Here is a 19,784-nt window from a genome sequence, read left to right as displayed (position 1 = left end):
ATCGCCAACAAGATGAATATTGACTGTTATTGGTCAACGGTACGAGCGAGTGCTTTATTATTTGTATTATTTTCCGCTCCTATTATACTAAGTGGCATACTTATAACACTAGACATTGCACTAAATCCACTTATAGACGCTGGCATCATATTACTAAGGCTAGCTATGAATTCCTTAACTCGACAGTTACTTAAAATAAAATAAGCAAGAAAGATATAACCAAACTGAGCAAATACGATCGTCACAAAAATGAACATATAATCTTTAATAATTATATCTAATACTTCATCAAACTGTAGTTTTACGATAAAGCCCATTATAAATAAGAGAATTATATAGATCAACAATCGCAATATTTTTGCAACAAATGCTTCTAGCTTACAAGCCAATCCAATTGCAACTTCAGCACACAATTTTGAGGAAATAAAGCCTAAGATAATAATACTAAATACGATTTTATCATTAGTAATAATATTAGGAAAATCAAGCAACCATAAAGGCTTTAAGCTATCATTTTCTATAGGAGAGATCATTGATAAAGCGAATTGATACATGTATATACCTACATAATGACTTATGAAGGTAGAACAAACATTAGACCCACATACTAGTAATAATATTAAGAAAACTATACGTGTTGCATCTTTGGCTAGCATTACAACAGATTTAAAAAATAAACCAAAAATAATTAAAGGTAAAAATAATCCAATTATAGATTTAATAGATAGACTTATTGAATACAATAACCTTTGTACTTCTAAACTCATTAGTGGGTTTAACAATATGATAGCTATGATAATAGCCATTAAAATAAGTGGCATTTTACACAACATAAAACTTACCTAATAATAATTAGTTAATTTAAATAGATGGATATAATTAAAAGAAAGATATAGAGATATTGTTACCGGCTTAGACCGGTTGTAGTAGTAAAAAAAGACTGGAAAGTTAATATTTGCATATTCATAAATTCAATATACAGTTATTATAGAGAGAAAAATTATTGTTGCAATACTTTTCTAGAAGTGCTTTGGGAGGTATTGTTAACTAAAAGCAGATCAATTAATAAATTAACGTCATTGCGAGGAGGCATTGTTGCGTGAAGCAATTTCACCTCTGTCATCCCGTGGCTTGACCACGGGGTAATACAGTGGGTTTTACCGGTCCACGCAACAATGCCTCCTCGCAATGACTACTTAGGTATCTATGCAAAATGCTTTCGCAAGAATGACATCGAGAGCTTTTTAAGAGCTATGCGGGAATAACAACGCCTCAGCCCTTATACCTCTTCAGATTGCTCTAATCCCTCTTCCTCTAACTCACTATCTTCTTCACTTTCAGCAGTTTCAGCAATTAAAGAGACAGACACGACTTTTTCACCATCATCTAGCTTAAATAGGATTACGCCACTAGTGTTACGTCCCGTAATACGTACTGACTCAAGTTTACAGCGAATTAACTTACCACTATTGGTAATCAGCATTAACTCGTCATCCATTTTAACCGGCATAACACCGACGACTAAACCAGTTTTGTCGTTAATATCCATATTGATTATACCGCTACCACCACGGTCAGTAATTCTATAACCATAAGCTGAGCTTCTCTTACCAAAACCGTTCTCAGTTACGGTTAAAATGAATTCTTCGGAATTTGCCATTTCTACAATAGCCGGGGCAGCTAAGCTTACGCCAAGTTCTTCAGGATTAAACGCCTCACCTTTAGCAATCTCTAATCTCTGCTCCCACGGCACGGATAAATAAGCATCTCTATCCTCTTTTGTACTACTAATACCTTTAAGCACAGTCATAGAAATTACGGAATCCTCTTTGGCAAGCTTCATACCTCGTACCCCATCAGAAGTACGACTCTTAATAACACGCAGCGATTCAACAGGGAATCTTAAAGCTTTACCGGCTTTGGTAGCAAGTAAAATATGCTCGTCTTCTTTACATGGTTTTACATCTATTAATTTATCGTCCTCATCAAGCCTAATAGCAATTTTACCGTTCGACTGAAGCTTTTTGAAATCTAATAAATCGCTTCTTCTGATATTACCCTTGGCAGTTGCGAACATAATGTTTAAATTATCCCTCTCATCCTGATTTTCAGGTAGCGGCATAATATTCGTAATATGCTCATTTGCTTTCAACGGTAATATATTAACCATCGGTCTACCCTTACCCTGCGGATTACTTAAAGGCAGTTTATACAGTTTTAAACTATAAACCTGACCGATATTTGAGAAGAACAACATAGGAGTATGGGTACTACCGACAAAAACTTGCGTGGTAATATCTTCATCACGCATTGAAAGCCCTGATCTTCCTTTACCGCCACGTTTTTGTGCACGATAGCTACTTAGAGGTACACGCTTGATATACCCACCAAGCGTTACGGTTACAACCATTTCTTCACGCTGAATTAAATCTTCTATATCTTGATCAAATTCGCTGAATTCAATTGAAGTAAGACGAGGAGTCGCAAATTCTTCTTTAACTTTAATGAGCTCTTCCTTTAAAATTTCAAGTAACCTTGTACGAGAGCCGAGTATATTAAGATATTCGGTGATTTCCGTAGTGAGGTTCTTTAAATCCTCTTCAAGCTTGTTTTTCTCCATAGCGGTCAGGCGTTGCAATCTCATTTCTAAGATTGCCTTAGCTTGCAATTCGGTAAAGTTACATTTACCCTGCTCGTTTAACATTGCTTTATCATCAACCAACTTTACAAGAGGTAGGATATTTAATGCTTCCCACTGACGAGCCATTAATTCTTGTTTAGCTGCATGCGGGTCATTTGAAGCTTTAATAATACGTATTATTTCATCGATATTACTAACGGCAATAGTTAGTCCTAGTAAAATATGAGCTCTATCTCTTGCTTTATTGAGTAAATATATAGTACGGTTAGTAATTACTACTTCCCTAAAACTAACGAAAGCTGCAATTACTTCTTTCAAATTCATCACTTTCGGTAGCCCATCTTTAAGAGCAAGCATAATAACACCGAAGCTAGTTTGTAGCTGCGTACATGCGTATATTTGATTTAAGACTACTTCAGCAACTACGTCTTTCTTTAACTCAATAAAAATCCTTACACCGTTTTTATTTGATTCATCACGTAAATCACTTATACCTTCTATACGCTTTTCCTTAACCATTTCAGCGATTTTCTCAACGAGCCTTGCCTTATTTACCATATACGGTATTTCGGTAATAATAATTGCTTGACGGCCATTACCGATATTCTCAATCTCAGCTCGACCTCGCATAATGATACTACCTCTACCGGTAAGATATGCCGATCTAATACCGCTAATGCCTAAAATCATTGAACCTGTAGGAAAATCCGGTCCTTTAACAACTTCAAGTAAATCTAATATTTCTATATCGTTATTATCTATATATAAACAGCACGCATCGATAACCTCACCAAGATTATGAGGCGGGATATTAGTTGCCATACCGACCGCAATACCTCCGCTACCGTTCACCAATAAATTGGGAAACATTGCAGGAAGTACGGAAGGCTCTTCTTCAGAACCATCGTAATTAGGGTTAAAGCTGACAGTCTCTTTATCGATATCCTCTACGAGCTTATACGAAACTTTGGCCATTCGAGATTCGGTATATCTCATTGCTGCCGCCGCATCACCATCCATCGAGCCGAAATTACCCTGCCCGTCTACAAGTGGTAAACGCAAGGAAAAATCTTGTGCCATACGTACTAACGCGTCGTAAATAGCACTATCGCCGTGCGGATGGTATTTACCCATCACGTCACCGACTATTCTAGCGGATTTTCTATAAGGTTTACTAGCATGATTACCGGCTTCATGCATGGAATAGATAATTCGGCGATGTACCGGCTTTAAGCCGTCCCGAACATCCGGTATAGCTCTACTGACTATAACGCTCATAGCATAATCAAGATAAGATACTTTCATCTCATCTTCGATATTTACCGGTACTAAATTAGAAGAAGATTTATCAGTCACAATTACTTAGCCTTAAATTTAATGAATTATATTTAATAATAGAGACATAATAAATTTCTTTCAAGGATTGCTTGTATTTATAATCGTGGCATTGTTTCTAAGTTACCGATGTCATTGCTGCGGGGCATTGTTGCGCGGATGCCGATGTCATTCCTGCGAAAGCAGGAATCTAGTTTTTTAAGCAAATTATATACTAAATTTTTATGTAATTTTCTTTGTTTTAGCATTTTTTACTGGATTCCCGCTTGCGTGGAAATGACATAAACGAGCCATACAACAAGGCCTTTAGTCGCTTACAATGATGACATTAACCGTTTCTAGGCAATAACATAATCGTAACAGTTAACAAACTTTATTATATATTAGAATTATTTTATACTTTCTAAATATAATGAACGCTGCTCTATTCTTGTTATCTCATCTACCGTTACCTGTTCTGCTAACCTTTGTTTAAACTTAGATCTTAGTTTTTCTAAATCTTTATTTTTCTTAGAGAACGGTAATATTTTAGATAATAATTTATTATTTTTGTTGAACATGTAGTTACTCCCGTGATTACACTTAAATTGCTCAAGTTTTAACCACCGCAGATTTTCACTTCGGGTGGTTGGGACGTTCAAAGAACCATCACAGAACAGTTATACTAGCTTTTAGGTTTAAAGCTTACACTTTAAACCTTGTACATAGCTACTATCCCCCAGCAGTCGAGGATTATACCATTTATACGGCTGATAATAACGCTTAGGATAGAAGCTTTGAAACCCCGGCATAACGTCACCGCTATTCTTGCAAGAGATTTTAGCCAATTTTTTGAAATATCAATTAGCTATCTATGTCATTCCTGCGTAGATCAGTTTTTTCGTCATTGCAAGGAAAATTACATAGTAATTTGACGCAGCAATCTTGAGAAGAATTCCTGAGATTGCCACGCAACAAAACCTCCACGGGAATGACATCGAGCTGGTTTTACCAAACCACTTAACAAAGCTTATAGTTGATATAATGATAAATTTTAAGAATGTTCCTCTTCTTGCTGTTTATAACAAAGTTCGGCATAATAGCCTTTGTGCTGTAGCAAGGTTTTATGGTTACCCCGCTCAACTATATAACCGTTATCTAAAACGATAATCTCATCTGCATCGATAATAGTTGAGAGTCTATGGGCAATGATAAGGGTAGTATGGTGAGCCGAGATCTCTTTAAGGCTTGCTTGAATTAGCTTTTCGGTTTTAGTATCAAGCGAACTTGTTGCCTCATCAAAAACATATATTGCTGGATTTTTTAAGATGGTTCTTGCAATTGCAATACGCTGTTTCTCACCGCCCGAAAGCTTTAAGCCTCTCTCGCCTACCTGCGTCTCATACCCTTCGGGTAACGTGCTAATAAACTCATGAATATGAGCATTTTTTGAGGCTGCTATAACTTCATCGTAGCTTGCTGCATTATTACCGTATGCGATGTTGTAATATATCGTATCGTTAAACAGTACCGTATCTTGCGGAACAATTCCAATAGATTTACGCAGCGATTGTTGCGTGACTTCTCTTATATCCTGACCATCAATAGTAATATTGCCACTATTAATATTGTAAAACCTAAAAAGCAAGCGTGATATCGTCGATTTCCCTGCCCCGCTACTACCGACTACTGCTAAAGTTTTACCACTCTTTATCGTAAAACTTATATTATGTAAAATCGGACGTTCCTGATTATAAGCAAAACTCACATTATCGAAACTAACCTCACCTTTTAAGATAATTAGCTCCTTAGCGTTCAAAGCATCCTCTACTTCTGCCGGTATATCAAGCAGCTTAAACATATCTTCCATACTAACTAGAGCATTTTTAATTTCTCTATAAGCAAAGCCAAGTATTGAAAGCGGAATTGATAGCTGAAATAGATAAGTATTAACCATTATTAAATCGCCGACGGTCATTTTATTTTGGTTAATAGCATTTGCTGAAAGTATCATAAGGCTAACAAGCCCTAAGGATATTATAACATCCTGCCCGATATTTAAAATCGATAGGCTGTTAGTAGTTTTAGTAGCTGATTTTTCATAAGTTTGTAAAGCCTCATTAAACTTTATCGCCTCATATTCTTCATTACCGAAATATTTAACGGTCTCAAAATTCAGTAAACTATCGATTGCTCTATTATTGGCGGTGTTATCGCTTTGGTTCATTTCCCTTGCAAAAGAAATACGCCAAGTACTGATTAGGCAAGTATAACCAACATAAACTATCATTGTTATTAAAATAGTTATGGCAAACCAAATACCGTAAACATACCATAACATCCCGCTTACTAATATAATTTCTACGCTTGTCGGAAAAATATTAAATAACGAATACCGCAGTACTGCTTCAATACCTTTAGTACCACGCTCTATTGACCTACTTAAGCCCCCTGTTTTTCTAGTAATGTGAAAACGCATACTTAAATTATGCATGTACTTAAAGACATTTAGAGCAACTAAGCAAGTTGCTTGATGCCCTACTTTTGAAAAAATGATATTTCGTAATTCACTGAAAATTTGAACAAGTATTTTTGTTCCGCCATATACAACAATAATCCCGATAATAACCGAAAGAGCAAAGTTTTTATTTAGCCCATCTATTATATATTTATAAACAATAGGAACGAAAATATTTATTACTTTAGCTATGACTAGACAAATAAGAGAGGTAACAATACGCAGGCGTATATCAAAATCCTTCGACCATAAATACGGCAGAAGTAGATGGAATAAATCTTTGCGAGTTTTGTTTTTGGACACTTTGAAGTTTTTGTAGTTTTCAGCATCATTGCGAGCGGGCATTGCTCGCGTGGATACTAAAACGTCATTGCGAGCGACCGTAGGGAGCGTAGCAATCTCATGAAATAATAACAAACTCCTTAGATTGCTTCATCAATTACTTCGTAATTTCCTTGCAATGACGTTTTTATTAATTACGCTCCGGCAGCAGGTGAAGTCGTCTTTGGTTGATTTTCTAACAGCTTATCTAGCCTTCCCTCTTTTTCAAGATCAAACAGAGCATCACAACCGCCAACATGCATATTATCTATAAATATCTGCGGGACGGTCTTTTTTCCACCGGATTTCTTAATAAATTTTTCTTTCTCTTCCTGAGTAAAATTACTTACTTCAATTTCCTCATAAGCAACATTTTTCTCATCAAGCAATGCTTTAGCTTTTATACAATAAGGACAACTAGCGAGAGTATAAACAATAATTGTGTGTAATATAGCTTTATTCATAATGTTATATTTTTTTGTTAGATTTTAATATATTATCTTAAACTATAGTTTTTAAAGCAAGTAAAAATGCATGAATAATTTTTCTATTATCTCAGAATATAAACCGGCAGGCGATCAACCAAAAGCAATAGATGAAATTATAGAAGGGTTAAGTAGCAAAAAACGCTCACAAATGTTGCTTGGTATTACGGGATCAGGCAAAACCTTTACTATGGCAAATATTATAGAGAGAACTAATCGTCCTACTCTTATTATGACTCATAATAAAACTTTAGCTGCCCAAATCTATTCAGAGATGAAATCGCTTTTTCCAAAGAATGCCGTTGAATACTTTGTCTCATATTATGATTATTACCAGCCCGAAGCTTATATAGCACGCACCAATACTTTTATAGAAAAAGACTCATCAATTAACGAACAAATTGATTTAATGCGTCATGCCGCTACAAGATCGCTATTAGAGCGTCGTGACGTTATAGTAGTTTCTTCCGTTTCCTGTATTTACGGGCTTGGCTCTCCCGATTTATATTACCAAATGATGGTTAATCTAGCGCCTGGTCAAAGCTACCCTCGTGATCAGCTACTAAACGATTTGATAAATCTACAATATGAGCGTAACGATATCGGATTTGAGCGTGGCTGTTTTAGAGTTAAAGGCGACAACATAGATATTTTCCCCTCACATTACAGCGATAAAGCTTGGCGTTTATCGTTTTTCGGTAATGAACTCGAATATATCCATGAATTTGATCCCCTAACAGGTGAAAAACTTGCTAAGCTCGATAAAGCTATGGTTTTTGGTAATTCACATTTTGTGATGCCTCAAGAAACGGTCAATAATGCTATATCAGGTATTGAAGAAGAATTACAAAAACGCTTAGAGTTTTTAAAGTCACAAGACAAACCACTTGAAACTCAAAGGCTAAATCAACGTACTCAATATGATCTTGAAATGTTAACGGAAACCGGCAGCTGTAAAGGCGTTGAAAACTACTCTCGCTTTTTCACAGGACGTAATGCCGGTGAGCCACCTCCTACATTATTCGAATACCTACCAGAAGATGCATTATTATTTGTTGATGAAAGCCATGTATCCGTACCGCAAATTAGAGCAATGTATAACGGCGATCGAGCAAGGAAAGAAGTTTTGGTAGAGCATGGGTTTCGTCTACCCTCTGCACTTGATAACAGACCTTTAAAATTTGAAGAATGGGAAAAATTTAGACCACAAACTGTGTTTGTATCTGCAACTCCAGGACCGTTCGAGTTAGAAGAAACCGGCGGCACGGTTGTAGAATTGATTATCAGACCTACGGGGCTGCTTGATCCTGAATGTATTATCAAACCCGCTACTAACCAAGTTGAGGATTTAATTAGCGAAATTCAAACCACTATCGCTCAAGGTTTTCGTGTTCTAGTCACCACCTTAACTAAAAAAATGGCAGAAGATTTAACCGCCTATTTGCAGGAGCTAAAATATAAAACTTCTTATTTACATTCTAACGTTCATACTCTAGAGCGTATAGAGATTTTACGAGACTTAAGACAAGGTACTATTGATGTTTTAGTCGGTATTAATCTATTAAGGGAGGGGCTTGACATCCCTGAATGCGGCTTAGTTGCTATACTTGATGCAGACAAAGAGGGGTTTTTGCGGTCGGAAGTATCATTAATACAAACAATAGGAAGAGCTGCAAGAAATAGCGCGGGTAGAGTTATACTTTATGCCGATAAAATGACTAAATCTATCGATAAAGCCGTTAGTGAAACGTTGCGTAGAAGGCAAATTCAGCAGGAATATAATGAAAAACACGGCATAATTCCAAAAACCATCAACCGTGCTATTCACGCTTTAGCAGAATTTGAGAAAATCGATAGTAAGCTTGATAAAAAACAAGCTCATACTTTATTTGATAATCCTGCCAAGCTAAAAATCCATATTGATAAATTAAAGAAAGAAATGCTTAAAGCCGCAAGTAATCTTGAATTTGAACAAGCCATAAAACTTCGTGATCAGCTAAAAACTCTAGAGGAGGCGGCACTCGAGTTGAGTTAATAGTGTCCACACAGGCAACACCATTAACAACACCTAAAACTCCTACGATGATACGGTGACAAGCCGTGTATATTAATAGCTTCGATATGTTCTTTGGTACCGTAGCCGGAATTTTTGTGCCATAAATATTGGGGAAATTCAGCACTTAAGTCTAACATCAAACGATCCCTAGTAACTTTTGCAACAATAGAAGCCGCAGCAATCGATAATGATAAATTATCACCGTTAATTATACTGACAAATCTTTCATCCTTAAACTGCATATTACCGTCAACTAACACTATTTCTGGCTCAAGGCTAAGATTTGCTACAGCAATAGAACAAGCTTTTTTAGTTGCCTCTAATATATTAATATCATCAATTTCGGTATGAGAAATAATAGCAGTTGCCCAAACATAATTACTAGTGATTTGTTCATATAGTAATTCTCTTTTCTTTTTGGAAAGCTTTTTAGAATCTTTAATGCCCGTTATAATATTGGCGTTATCTACTATAACGGCACTTGCTACTACCGGACCTGCAAGTGGTCCTCTACCTGCTTCATCTATACCTGCTACAATACAGTTATGATATTTTTTTTCAAAATGTAATAGATCTACTTCCATAATTGTATTTTTTTAATTTTTGATATATGATAGAGCAGTTTAGAATTACAAAAAAGGAAAAGTGCAAAATTATTTTCAATTATTAGGACTTCCGCAAGAGTATAATATTAATTTAAAGATATTAGAAAAGCAATATTTTGCTATGCAGGTAAAATATCATCCCGATAAAACAAAAATTTTGCAGGAAAAGGAACAAAATCTCATTACTGCGGCTGAATTAAATAACGCTTACTCTACTCTTAAAGATGCCTTAAAGCGTGCTGAATATATGCTGCTTTTGCAAAATATAAATTTAGATGACGAAAAAACACGTAGTTTACTTTCGCCTCTAGAATTAAGCATATTCTGGGATGAAATGGAAATAATCGAAAATACTATCTTATTGAGTGATTTAGAAAAAATAAAAGACAAATATGAATTAATGAAAAAGTTTGAAATTGATTCTTTAAAACAAGCTTTTGAAGAACACAATCTATCAGACGCAACTATAAAAACTAGCAAGCTTAAATATATTGGGACATTGCTGCATAAACTGCAAGAAAAAATAAAATCATGCAAATAATAGAAATTAGGGAACCGGAGCAAGCTGATTTTAAGCAAGCACGGCAAATAGCAGTCGGTATCGATTTTGGCACTACTAACTCATTAATAGCTATTGCAGCTAATAGAAAAGTTAAAGTTATTAAATCTATAGATGATAAAGAGCTAATCCCAACTACTATAGATTTTACAAGTAACAATTTTACTATAGGTAATAATAAAGGACTGCGTTCTATTAAAAGACTATTCGGTAAAACATTAAAAGAAATTCTAAATACTCCGGCACTTTTTTCGTTAGTTAAAGATTATCTAGATGTAAATAGTAGTGAGCTTAAGCTAAATTTTGCAAATAAACAACTGAGAGTCTCTGAAATTGCAGCAGAAATTTTTATTTACCTAAAAAATCAAGCAGAAGAACAATTAAAGACTAATCTAACTAAAGCAGTAATAACAGTACCTGCACATTTTAACAATGCAGCAAGAGGCGAAGTAATGCTTGCGGCTAAAATAGCAGGTTTTGAAGTATTAAGGCTAATTGCCGAACCTACTGCAGCTGCCTATGCTTACGGCTTAAACAAAAATCAAAAAGGCTGTTATTTAGTATATGACCTAGGCGGCGGCACTTTTGACGTATCTATTCTTAATATACAAGAAGGTATTTTTCAAGTTATAGCAACAAACGGCGATAATATGCTTGGTGGCAACGATATAGATATAGTAATTACACAATATCTTTGCAATAAATTTGATTTACCTAATTCTATAGATACTTTACAACTTGCAAAAAAAGCAAAGGAAACTTTAACATATAAAGATAGTTTTAATAATGATAATATATCAATTAGTAAGCAAATATTAGAGCAATTAATTTTACCCTTAGTAGGACGTACTATCAATATAGCTCAAGAGTGTTTAGAACAAGCAGGAAATCCAAATATAGACGGAGTTATTTTAGTAGGGGGTGCAACCCGCATTCCTTTAATAAAAGACGAATTATATAAAGCATTTAAAATAGATATTCTATCAGATATCGATCCTGATAAAGCAGTTGTATGGGGGGCTGCATTACAAGCAGAAAATTTAATAGCACCCCATACAAATTCATTATTGATTGATGTAGTACCTTTATCGCTGGGTATGGAATTATATGGCGGTATAGTTGAAAAAATCATCATGCATAATACTCCGATTCCTATTTCGGTAGTAAAAGAATTTACGACTTATGTCGATAATCAAACCGGTATACAATTTCATATATTGCAAGGTGAACGTGAAATGGCTGCCGATTGCCGCAGTTTAGCCCGATTTGAGTTAAAAGGACTTCCTCCTATGAAAGCAGGATATATTAGAGTCGAAGTTACTTTTGCTATTGACGCAGACGGTATATTATCCGTTTCTGCTTATGAGAAAATCAGCAATACATCACATGCTATAGAAGTAAAGCCAAATCACGGTATTGATAAAACGGAGATTGATATTATGTTAGAAAACGCGTATAAAAATGCTAAAATAGATTATAATACAAGATTATTACAAGAAGCAGTAATTGAAGCAGAGGCTTTAATCTTTAGCATAGAACGTGCTATAGCGGAATTAACAACTTTATTATCGGAAAGTGAGATATCTATAATTAATTCTTTATTAGATAATATAAAAGAAGCCGTACACGCTAGAGATCGGATCTTAATTAATAATTCTATTAAAGAGTTTAAATCCAAAACAAAAAAATCTATATATACAAAGTTTAATATAATAATTAATGATTTGCTAAAAGGCAAAAATATCAATCAAATTAAATAGCCTCAGTTATATATATAAATATTATATATAATCGAACTAATTTAGATAAGGAAAAATAAGAAGAATGTCAGGAAAAATAAAAGTAACATTTATTATAAATGATGGAGAAGAAAAAACAGTAGAAGCACCGATAGGGCTTTCTATTTTAGAAATTGCCCATAGTAACGATCTAGACCTTGAGGGAGCTTGTGAAGGATCGCTGGCTTGTGCTACTTGTCACGTTATTTTAGAAGAAGAATTTTACAACAAATTAAAAAAACCTATGGAAGCAGAGGAAGATATGCTTGACTTAGCCTTTGGTCTTACCGATACTTCTAGATTGGGATGTCAAATTATTTTAACCGAAGAATTAGACGGCATAAAAGTACGCCTTCCTGCTGCTACTCGTAATATAAAATTATAATGGATTAAAAAAGTGATACGTAAAATACTTCTTTTTGTGTTTTTAGCCTTTACTATAATATGGTTTGCAACTGCATATACTATAAAAAATAACGTTGTAAGTTTAATGAAGAATTCTGAATCCGATAATCTTAAAATATCTTATAATGCAGTTAAGTTTTCAGGCTATCCTTTTAATTGGAAAATTACCGTAACGGATCCTAAAGTAAAATTAATTGATCATGTAAATTCTAAAGAATTTACATGCGAAAATATTGTCCTAAATATAGCTTTTAGTACTAAAAGAGCCGCTCTTAATTTCGGTCCTTTTATTAGAGAAGTCGATAATTACGGCGACAAAACATTTACCTATGATGTACGCAGCGATGATGACATAAAGGGTATAGGAAAATTTAATAAACCTTTATATAAAATATCAAAAGATGATAATTTAAAAGAACTATTAAAATCAATTCAGTTAAATAATAAAGTATTATTGATATTTAAAGATAATCAAGAAATCTTTAAAATTAATGATTTAGCATTTCTTATAAGAAAACAGAATTTAGCAAATATATCCTTATTTTTAAACATGAATTATTATTCAGAAAAAGATATTGTGAATTTTAAAAATGCTAATTTAGATATTGCTGCTTCTTTAAAATTTGCTGAAGACGGAGAAGATTCAGCTATTTTACAAAATTTAAATATAGAAAGATTTATTTTTACTTGTGATAATGATTCTAAAGTTAATTTAAACGGTGATTTACAACTCTTTGCCAATAAATTACCGAAAGGAAAACTATATTTTGAGCTGGAAAATTATAATTCCATAGTTGATAAATTATTACCGAATAATATTATTTTTTCTAAGAAAATAATTAAAACAATTATTGCTAAAGCAATTAATAAAGCTTCCGACGCGCAATTAAATACAGAGCAAAATAATGCAAATTCGGCTTACAACAATATAGAAAAAGCTAAGTTTGATATTGAGTTTTCAGACAAAGGAATAAATATCGGTTCTATTAATTTATTAGAACTAAAACTTGGTGAACATAAAGAAGACCCAAAATACCGCAAATAATTCAAATTCGTTTTATGAACAATTTTAAACTAGCGACTATTATTAGCATATTTCTTATTTGCAGTAATATTTATGCTGCTCCAAAAGTCATTAAAATCGGTACCGGCTCTATTTTAAAAGGATATTATGCTATTGGCCTTGATTTATGCAAGACTATTACAAATGACGATAAAAATAATGAACCTATTAAATGCGAAGTTGTTGCAACAAACGGTAGTATAGAAAATTTAAAATTATTACAACAAGGCAAAATTGATTTAGCCCTAGTGCAAGCTAATATTGCAGTAGAAGCATATGAGGGCATAGGTTATTATCACGATCAAGAAAAAATGCAAAATTTACGTCAGGTGCTTAATCTACATGATGAGTTTTTTACGGTTATTGTAAAAGATGAGGATAAAATAAAAGTTTTTGCTGATATTGACGGAAAAAAAATAACTAATGGTCCGACATTTTCCAGTAGTCATATTACTTATGATGTCGTACGTTCTTTATATAAATTTGCTAAGGAACCTGAAGAACTACACATGAATTATGAAGATTCTAGTGATCAATTCTGTAATAAGGAAATAGATGCTATAATAATGATGGTTGGACATTCTAACCCCTTAGTAAATTTAATAGCTAATAAGTGTGAAATTGATTTCATTTCTATTGACAATGATAAAATAACGGAATTAATAAAACAAAATAGAGCTTTTCATAAAGCCATACTTCATAAGGGCTTATATCCAGGGATTACCAATGATCAAACTACAGTAAAAGTATCGGCAATCCTAGTAACTAGAGATGAGGCGAATCGTGATATTTTAGATAAATTTATCGGAGCTTTTCATAGAAACGTAGCAAATTTTAAACTTTCTAATTACTTATTAAATAACCTGGACATTAACTATTTCGCTGATACTAAAAATTTTGTTCTACCAAAACATGATTCAGTAAGAAACAAAAACTAACAATATATTATGTCTGAAAATACTATATTTAAAAATATACTGATACCTATAGATTTAAATGATAAAAAATCTATAAAAGGTATTCTTTCTAAGGCTTTAATGCTTGCGACGAACTTTCAAGCAAAATTACATTTTATGTATGTAATTCCTGAATTCGGTACGAAAATGTTTGAAGATTATTTACCTAAACATTGGAGAACGGAGAAAAAAGAAAAGTATAAAGCTCAAATTAAAGAGCTGATCAAACAATATATTCCCGATGAAATTGAAACAGATTATTATATAGGTAGCGGTGCCGTTTATGATGAAATAATTAAGCACTCTAATGAAATTAAAGCCGATTTAATAATAATCTCTGCAGTCAGACTACAATTAAAAGATTATATGCTTGGACCTAATGCTTCTAAAATCGTCCGTCATTCAGATATATCAGTGTTAGTAGTAAGAGACGAGTAATAATTATTTACGACTTTTGGGAGTGCATTGCTAGCGTGGGTCCATAATCGTCATTGCGAGCAGCCGTAGGCTGCGTAGCAATCCACAAAAAATAAAAAAAATGCTATAAATTAGCATTTTTTACTGGATTGCTTCGTCAAAATTTACAATTTTTTCTTGCAATGACGATTTTGGCTGTTATAACTTCACTTTCAACTTCACAAAGCCTTGATGGCTTTGATACTTCTTGTGTAAATGACAGTTATAGTCAAGTAATACGCTTACATTATCTTTTTCAGTTAAAACGCTAGCACCGATATTATAAGCGACTTTAGGTTGCTTCGGTAATGCGATAGTTTCATTAACTTCTCTATCTTTCCATTTTACTTTAGCATTAAGTTTTTTACTATTATCATTAAAGTAATGTTCTACAGATGCTTGAAGTGCAGGCGTAACACTGAAACCTTCAGCTATTTTCTGCGGTGCTAAAGCTACCTTACTGCCTAAAATACCGCTCTATAAATGCTGCTTTTTAGAAGCAATACTCAAATGCTGAATACCTACATCACTTTCTTGATATGTATCGTCTTTAGAGTGGCCGTATCTTATACCAAGATTTGGAGTAAGCGTAATATCACCATTCATAAGATGATTATAACTTAATACAGTTTCAAAGTTATAATTATAATGCTTATATTTACCGGTTGCAATAGTACCTAAACGGTTGATTTTACTCTTTACTATATTATGATTGTAAGCAAACATAGCTTGTATCATAAAGTTTTTCAGTAATTCTTTTTGTCCGTATAAAGTTACGATATGGCTATCGATATTAGTATTTGACCTGCTACCGTTAGATTTAAACTTTGAATCCAATTTAGTATAAGCAATACCGACTAAATCTTTGTAGTTATCAGCACCAATATCAAAACCTATAACCGCCCGAAGCATGACCTTTATAACCGGCAAAACCTTTTCGCGTATTAGTACCGTAAGTACCTGCAATACAAAGGCTTTTATCTAACACTTTTTCATCTTCATCACCCGCAGCAACTGCAGCACTAGAGAACATTCTATGCGAAATATTACAGCTCATTTGAGTGATATCATGAATCGGATTATATATTGCTCCAATCATTTCTTCTTCTTGTTTTACTGCATTTTGCATTTCTACAACTTCAGCAATGCTTGCTTCTGCGGCTTCCTTTATAGAAGCAACTACTTTTGCCTCCTCTTCTTGTCTAGCTTCCTCTTGCTTCGAGTTTTCAAGGCTAACTTCAGAATCCTTAGATTCTGATTTATTTGTACTACTAGATACTTCTACTTTTGTTCGCGCCTGTATTATATTATAATCATCATTTTCATAATCTTCTTCAATGTTAAAATCATCATTTTTATCATCAAAGCCTTCAATATTGCCCTCCACAGGAACAATCCTCTTTATACGTTGAACAATCATAATTTCTGCACCAGTATGTGGAGCTTCTTCCACCGGAGGCGGAACTACCCCTACATCTTCCATATTAATAACTACCGGTACCGTTGCTAATGGAACTGCAACTGCAGGAACAGCTATTACCTCTGCTGCATCCTCTTCAGGATCTGCCAGTAAAACCAATGGTGCAACAGGAGCCACAGAAGCAACAGCAGGAGCTACTACAACTACTCCACCATAGCTTACGTCTCCCATTTGCTACTGCTTGTGCTGCTGCTGACTCAGGATGTCTTGTAGCAACTTCTGCTTCATTTACAGCTGCCGCTTCTATAATTGCTGCTAACCTAGAATTATTCACTTTAAGTTGCTGCATTAATCCTGCATCTTGATTCATTCTAACACATAGATTTCTTGTTTCCTGATCTATACCACTTGCTACTTCTCTTTTAAGACCTATGAACTCAATATTGGTTCCTTCTTTTATAGCTTGAGCTAATTGATTTATATTACCATCAAGTGCATCTGCATTTTTAGTTGTATATTTCTCCAAAACTTCTTCTACAATTAATGCTTTTAGTTTTTCCTTTCCTTGAGTCTTTATTGCTAACTCTCTTTTTAAATCCGTATCAACTGAAGCTGCTATAGCTTGAACAACGGTTTCGTATTTTGTCCCCTATTTTAGAAGTAGGAGCAATATAAGCTACTGCCACTGCAACCACAGCATTTTTTTTAGGAAAAAGATTTACGATAGGCTTTAGACTGTTCCTCTTTCTGACTAAACCGTCCATACCAAGCCCATTATATCCTACCCTCGTAGGTAGTGGCAGTCCACCTGCTACCACTATTACCGGTGCAATAACAGGGGTATTAGCAGCTTTCACTGCTTGTACTCCTTTTAATACTACTTCTACTTTCTCATCACTTATTATATTAAGAAATTTTACAATTGCCTCTTTTGAGAAATCTTTAGTATTAGGTATTAAAACTTTCATTTTTGCATTAAAATTATTTTGTACAGCGTCTGTTATATTTTTCTCTGTAATGGTTTTAGAAGCTTTAGATAAACCAGCTGCATTATCGGCTAAAACTTTTCTTAGTAATCTAGCGTTAGTATCAACTGCCGTTTCATAAATTCTTGATAATGTTGCCGGTACAGCTTTATTTTATAAAAATGTTAGCCGCTATCTATATTACTTTCCACTGTTAAATTAACAATGTTGTTATTAATCCAATTATTTATTTGAGTATTTACTTCGTTTGCTTTAGGAGTAAGGGCTATATTATCGCGTACGTCTCCTTTATTAAGAGCTAGATCTAGTACATCGGGAAATTTTATCTCTATTTCATTATTTAAAGAATTTATTCCTAAAACATTTTCATTTTTAGCAATATAATCTATTCTTGATATAATTGTTTTCTTATCTTGTAGTTTATCTTTTATTTTTATTTCAGTACGTCTTGCCGTAATATGATTTTGTAAGTCCAGCGGTAATTTATCAAAAGTATAGTTTAACGGTCTATTGCATTATGTTCTTCTTCATTAAATAGCTCTTTAAAAAATTCCTTGTTGGCTATTTTATTATTTAAAGTTAAAGCTTGCCTTGAAATTTGCTTTATTACATCATCATCTTTTAGTCTATTCCAAATATTCTCAGCTTTTATCATTAATTGTGCTTTATCAGGCTTTGCTTCTGAAAATAATGCTAAAGACTTAAGTGAACTTTTCCTTTCTTCTAAAGTTAAAAGTGTTTTGATAGTAATCCCTAAATCTGTTTCTGCACCTAATGTTCTTACTTCTAGCTTTCCGGAATTTCCATTATTTTTAGCTAAATACATCTCATTATGAAATATTCTGTCTAAAGTATTCGGAGCTACAAGAACTTCTGCGACTGCTCTGCCTACAACCAGTGCCGGTGCAGCTATTCTTCCTCTTAATGTAGCATCTTCTTTTGCCTTTAGATTCATAACCTGCTAATTTTAGTTCCCTCATCACCTATGGCATCTAGATTTGCTATATCCCTAGCTATTGCAAGTCTTATACCTACACCTGCCGTAGGAGGAGCTGCTACTCCACCCGGTAGAGGCGGAAGAGGCAGTACTACTCCTGCCATTGCTTGAGGTGCTATATTACAAGACCTACTAGACCCTCATTATCTATTCTTATTTCACCTACAGTCTTTTTTAGGACAAGTACCAGATCACTCATTGTTAAAGCATCGCAATTATTTATCAATGCCTGCATTTTCTTACCATCCAAATCTTTAGTTATTAAACCGGCATCTTTTAAAATCTTGTTATAACTTTTTAGACCTTGCTCATCAACTACCTTATCGTTTTCATTCACTATCTTAATTTTACCGTTATCAATATATGCTTCTTTTAATTTAGCCATCTGCTCTCAATAATTAACTACTATTGCAGGATCAGCTAACTTCATTACGGATTGTCTTATGGGAATACTAGATTGTTTAGACTCAAGCTCAACTAAGTTTTGATTAACATAGTTTTTAAATTGATCTAATAATTTATGTTTTGCTTCTGGAGTAGCTACGCTTTTAAACTTATTTAATAAAGTGCTGTTTCCTGATTCAGAGTATTTAGCATTAATATCGATGCTTCTTACAGTAGGATCAGTAATATTAGTACTAAAAAATACATATTCAAAAGCTTCTGTTGTTAAAGGAGCTTCAACATAATTATTTACAACTTTTAAATCGTCATTAGCATCTACACCGCCTGTCATAGCTATATATTTTAACTGCTCCAAAGGTGTATTTAAATTTTCTATGTTATCAAATGTATAGCCTTTTTAATTTTATCGTTAATACTGACAGCATTTGCCCCTTCAACTTTAGCAAGGATTGCCAATACTTGCAGTCTATTTTCTAGAACTATCTCTTGCTCGTTACGTCCTGTTTCTACTGCTGTATTACCTGTTAAATCAACAACTTCAACACCGGCTGCACGTGCTTCTCTTCTTTCTCTAGCACCGTTAAGTACAGGAGCAACTGCTTGAAGTCTAGTGACTTCTATTATTGCGTTATTGAATAATCTGCTTTCCCCCGGCATAAGATCGTCAACAAGGTCACCAAAATCTATACGGTCCTGAATTCCTTTTATAACATTAAGCTTTTGAGCAGGAGTTAATATTTGGTAGTCAGCAGTATGGTTCAATATATCATAGATTTCTATATCTGCTCTTGCTTCCCCGGTCACAGCGGTAAGGATTAC

The 19,784-nt window shown here is 34.0% G+C and carries 21 protein-coding genes and 2 pseudogenes; 8 read left to right on the top strand and 15 right to left on the bottom strand.

Features of this window, described 5'->3' with window-relative positions; genetic code table 11:
• Positions 1-26 precede the first annotated feature (26 nt).
• The gene (locus RJP_RS10210; RefSeq protein WP_231839105.1) at positions 27-554 is read right to left on the bottom strand and encodes a cation:dicarboxylate symporter family transporter; all 528 of its coding nucleotides are present in this window, start codon (positions 552-554) and stop codon (positions 27-29) included.
• A gap of 22 nt (positions 555-576) precedes the next feature.
• Here RJP_RS10210 and RJP_RS01440 point away from each other — a divergent pair, with 22 nt between their 5' ends.
• Positions 577-846, top strand: coding sequence for a hypothetical protein (locus RJP_RS01440; protein ID WP_024704464.1), 270 nt, complete (start codon positions 577-579; stop codon positions 844-846).
• Positions 847-1,279: 433 nt separating this feature from the next.
• Here the strand turns inward: RJP_RS01440 and gyrA are convergent, their stop codons facing one another.
• The 4 genes from gyrA to grxC form a co-directional block, all read right to left on the bottom strand.
• Positions 1,280-3,997 (bottom strand): DNA topoisomerase (ATP-hydrolyzing) subunit A, encoded by a 2,718-nt coding sequence (gyrA, locus tag RJP_RS01435; protein ID WP_014120578.1) that lies wholly within the window; start codon positions 3,995-3,997, stop codon positions 1,280-1,282.
• A 368-nt stretch (positions 3,998-4,365) separates the two neighbouring features.
• Positions 4,366-4,536 (bottom strand): hypothetical protein, encoded by a 171-nt coding sequence (locus RJP_RS09535; protein ID WP_004996471.1) that lies wholly within the window; start codon positions 4,534-4,536, stop codon positions 4,366-4,368.
• 473 nt (positions 4,537-5,009) lie between these two features.
• The gene (locus RJP_RS01430) at positions 5,010-6,818 is read right to left on the bottom strand and encodes an ABCB family ABC transporter ATP-binding protein/permease (RefSeq protein ID WP_096368101.1); all 1,809 of its coding nucleotides are present in this window, start codon (positions 6,816-6,818) and stop codon (positions 5,010-5,012) included.
• A 131-nt stretch (positions 6,819-6,949) separates the two neighbouring features.
• The gene (gene grxC / locus RJP_RS01425; protein WP_010976927.1) at positions 6,950-7,258 is read right to left on the bottom strand and encodes a glutaredoxin 3; all 309 of its coding nucleotides are present in this window, start codon (positions 7,256-7,258) and stop codon (positions 6,950-6,952) included.
• Between the two features lie 70 nt (positions 7,259-7,328).
• Between grxC and uvrB the strand changes: the two genes are divergently transcribed.
• Positions 7,329-9,314, top strand: a complete 1,986-nt coding sequence (uvrB, locus tag RJP_RS01420) for an excinuclease ABC subunit UvrB (protein WP_014013970.1) — start codon at positions 7,329-7,331, stop codon at positions 9,312-9,314.
• A 23-nt stretch (positions 9,315-9,337) separates the two neighbouring features.
• Here the strand turns inward: uvrB and RJP_RS01415 are convergent, their stop codons facing one another.
• Positions 9,338-9,919 (bottom strand): ribonuclease HII, encoded by a 582-nt coding sequence (locus tag RJP_RS01415; protein ID WP_010976924.1) that lies wholly within the window; start codon positions 9,917-9,919, stop codon positions 9,338-9,340.
• A 61-nt stretch (positions 9,920-9,980) separates the two neighbouring features.
• Between RJP_RS01415 and hscB the strand changes: the two genes are divergently transcribed.
• The 6 genes and pseudogenes from hscB (at position 9,981) to RJP_RS01385 (ending at position 15,139) form a co-directional block, all read left to right on the top strand.
• Positions 9,981-10,481 carry a Fe-S protein assembly co-chaperone HscB gene (hscB, locus tag RJP_RS01410; RefSeq protein WP_014120577.1) on the top strand — a complete coding sequence of 167 codons (501 nt, stop codon included), beginning with the start codon at positions 9,981-9,983 and terminating at the stop codon, positions 10,479-10,481.
• Positions 10,472-12,259 carry a Fe-S protein assembly chaperone HscA gene (hscA, locus tag RJP_RS01405; protein WP_014120576.1) on the top strand — a complete coding sequence of 596 codons (1,788 nt, stop codon included), beginning with the start codon at positions 10,472-10,474 and terminating at the stop codon, positions 12,257-12,259. The genes hscB and hscA overlap by 10 nt, the downstream gene beginning before the upstream one ends.
• Before the next feature lie 64 nt (positions 12,260-12,323).
• A complete protein-coding gene (locus RJP_RS01400; protein ID WP_014013966.1) occupies positions 12,324-12,662 on the top strand; it encodes a ferredoxin family 2Fe-2S iron-sulfur cluster binding protein in 339 nt (112 codons plus the stop codon).
• A 12-nt stretch (positions 12,663-12,674) separates the two neighbouring features.
• Positions 12,675-13,755, top strand: a pseudogene (locus RJP_RS01395) (RP198 family tick cell line-upregulated protein).
• A complete protein-coding gene (locus RJP_RS01390) occupies positions 13,742-14,683 on the top strand; it encodes a TAXI family TRAP transporter solute-binding subunit (RefSeq protein WP_014120574.1) in 942 nt (313 codons plus the stop codon). The pseudogene RJP_RS01395 and the gene RJP_RS01390 overlap by 14 nt, the downstream one beginning before the upstream one ends.
• A gap of 9 nt (positions 14,684-14,692) precedes the next feature.
• Positions 14,693-15,139 carry a universal stress protein gene (locus RJP_RS01385; protein ID WP_012736528.1) on the top strand — a complete coding sequence of 149 codons (447 nt, stop codon included), beginning with the start codon at positions 14,693-14,695 and terminating at the stop codon, positions 15,137-15,139.
• 495 nt (positions 15,140-15,634) lie between these two features.
• Here the strand turns inward: RJP_RS01385 and RJP_RS10205 are convergent, their stop codons facing one another.
• The 9 genes and pseudogenes from RJP_RS10205 to RJP_RS01345 form a co-directional block, all read right to left on the bottom strand.
• Positions 15,635-16,069, bottom strand: a complete 435-nt coding sequence (locus RJP_RS10205) for an autotransporter outer membrane beta-barrel domain-containing protein (RefSeq protein ID WP_225981182.1) — start codon at positions 16,067-16,069, stop codon at positions 15,635-15,637.
• The gene (locus RJP_RS10200) at positions 16,044-16,808 is read right to left on the bottom strand and encodes an autotransporter outer membrane beta-barrel domain-containing protein (RefSeq protein WP_225981181.1); all 765 of its coding nucleotides are present in this window, start codon (positions 16,806-16,808) and stop codon (positions 16,044-16,046) included. The genes RJP_RS10205 and RJP_RS10200 overlap by 26 nt, the downstream gene beginning before the upstream one ends.
• Entirely contained in the window at positions 16,714-17,103 is a 390-nt protein-coding gene (locus RJP_RS10195; protein WP_225981180.1) for a hypothetical protein, read from the bottom strand. The genes RJP_RS10200 and RJP_RS10195 overlap by 95 nt, the downstream gene beginning before the upstream one ends.
• Before the next feature lie 76 nt (positions 17,104-17,179).
• Positions 17,180-17,545, bottom strand: a complete 366-nt coding sequence (locus tag RJP_RS10190; protein ID WP_037215253.1) for a hypothetical protein — start codon at positions 17,543-17,545, stop codon at positions 17,180-17,182.
• Between the two features lie 517 nt (positions 17,546-18,062).
• Positions 18,063-18,389 carry a hypothetical protein gene (locus RJP_RS10185; RefSeq protein ID WP_037215252.1) on the bottom strand — a complete coding sequence of 109 codons (327 nt, stop codon included), beginning with the start codon at positions 18,387-18,389 and terminating at the stop codon, positions 18,063-18,065.
• A 4-nt stretch (positions 18,390-18,393) separates the two neighbouring features.
• A pseudogene (locus RJP_RS11230) lies at positions 18,394-18,664 on the bottom strand (hypothetical protein).
• Positions 18,665-18,675: 11 nt separating this feature from the next.
• On the bottom strand, positions 18,676-18,945 hold the full coding sequence (locus RJP_RS01355; RefSeq protein WP_024704462.1) for a hypothetical protein: 270 nt from the start codon (positions 18,943-18,945) through the stop codon (positions 18,676-18,678).
• A gap of 6 nt (positions 18,946-18,951) precedes the next feature.
• Positions 18,952-19,320, bottom strand: coding sequence for a hypothetical protein (locus RJP_RS10175; RefSeq protein WP_225981177.1), 369 nt, complete (start codon positions 19,318-19,320; stop codon positions 18,952-18,954).
• A gap of 17 nt (positions 19,321-19,337) precedes the next feature.
• Complete coding sequence (locus RJP_RS01345) at positions 19,338-19,769, bottom strand: hypothetical protein (RefSeq protein ID WP_024704461.1); 432 nt, start codon at positions 19,767-19,769, stop codon at positions 19,338-19,340.
• Positions 19,770-19,784 lie beyond the last annotated feature (15 nt).

Origin of the sequence: Rickettsia japonica YH (genome assembly GCF_000283595.1) — a bacterium.
Classification (GTDB): domain Bacteria; phylum Pseudomonadota; class Alphaproteobacteria; order Rickettsiales; family Rickettsiaceae; genus Rickettsia; species Rickettsia rickettsii.
The sequence above is the reverse complement of the archived record's forward strand: the minus strand, read 5'-3'. Positions and strand labels throughout refer to the sequence as shown.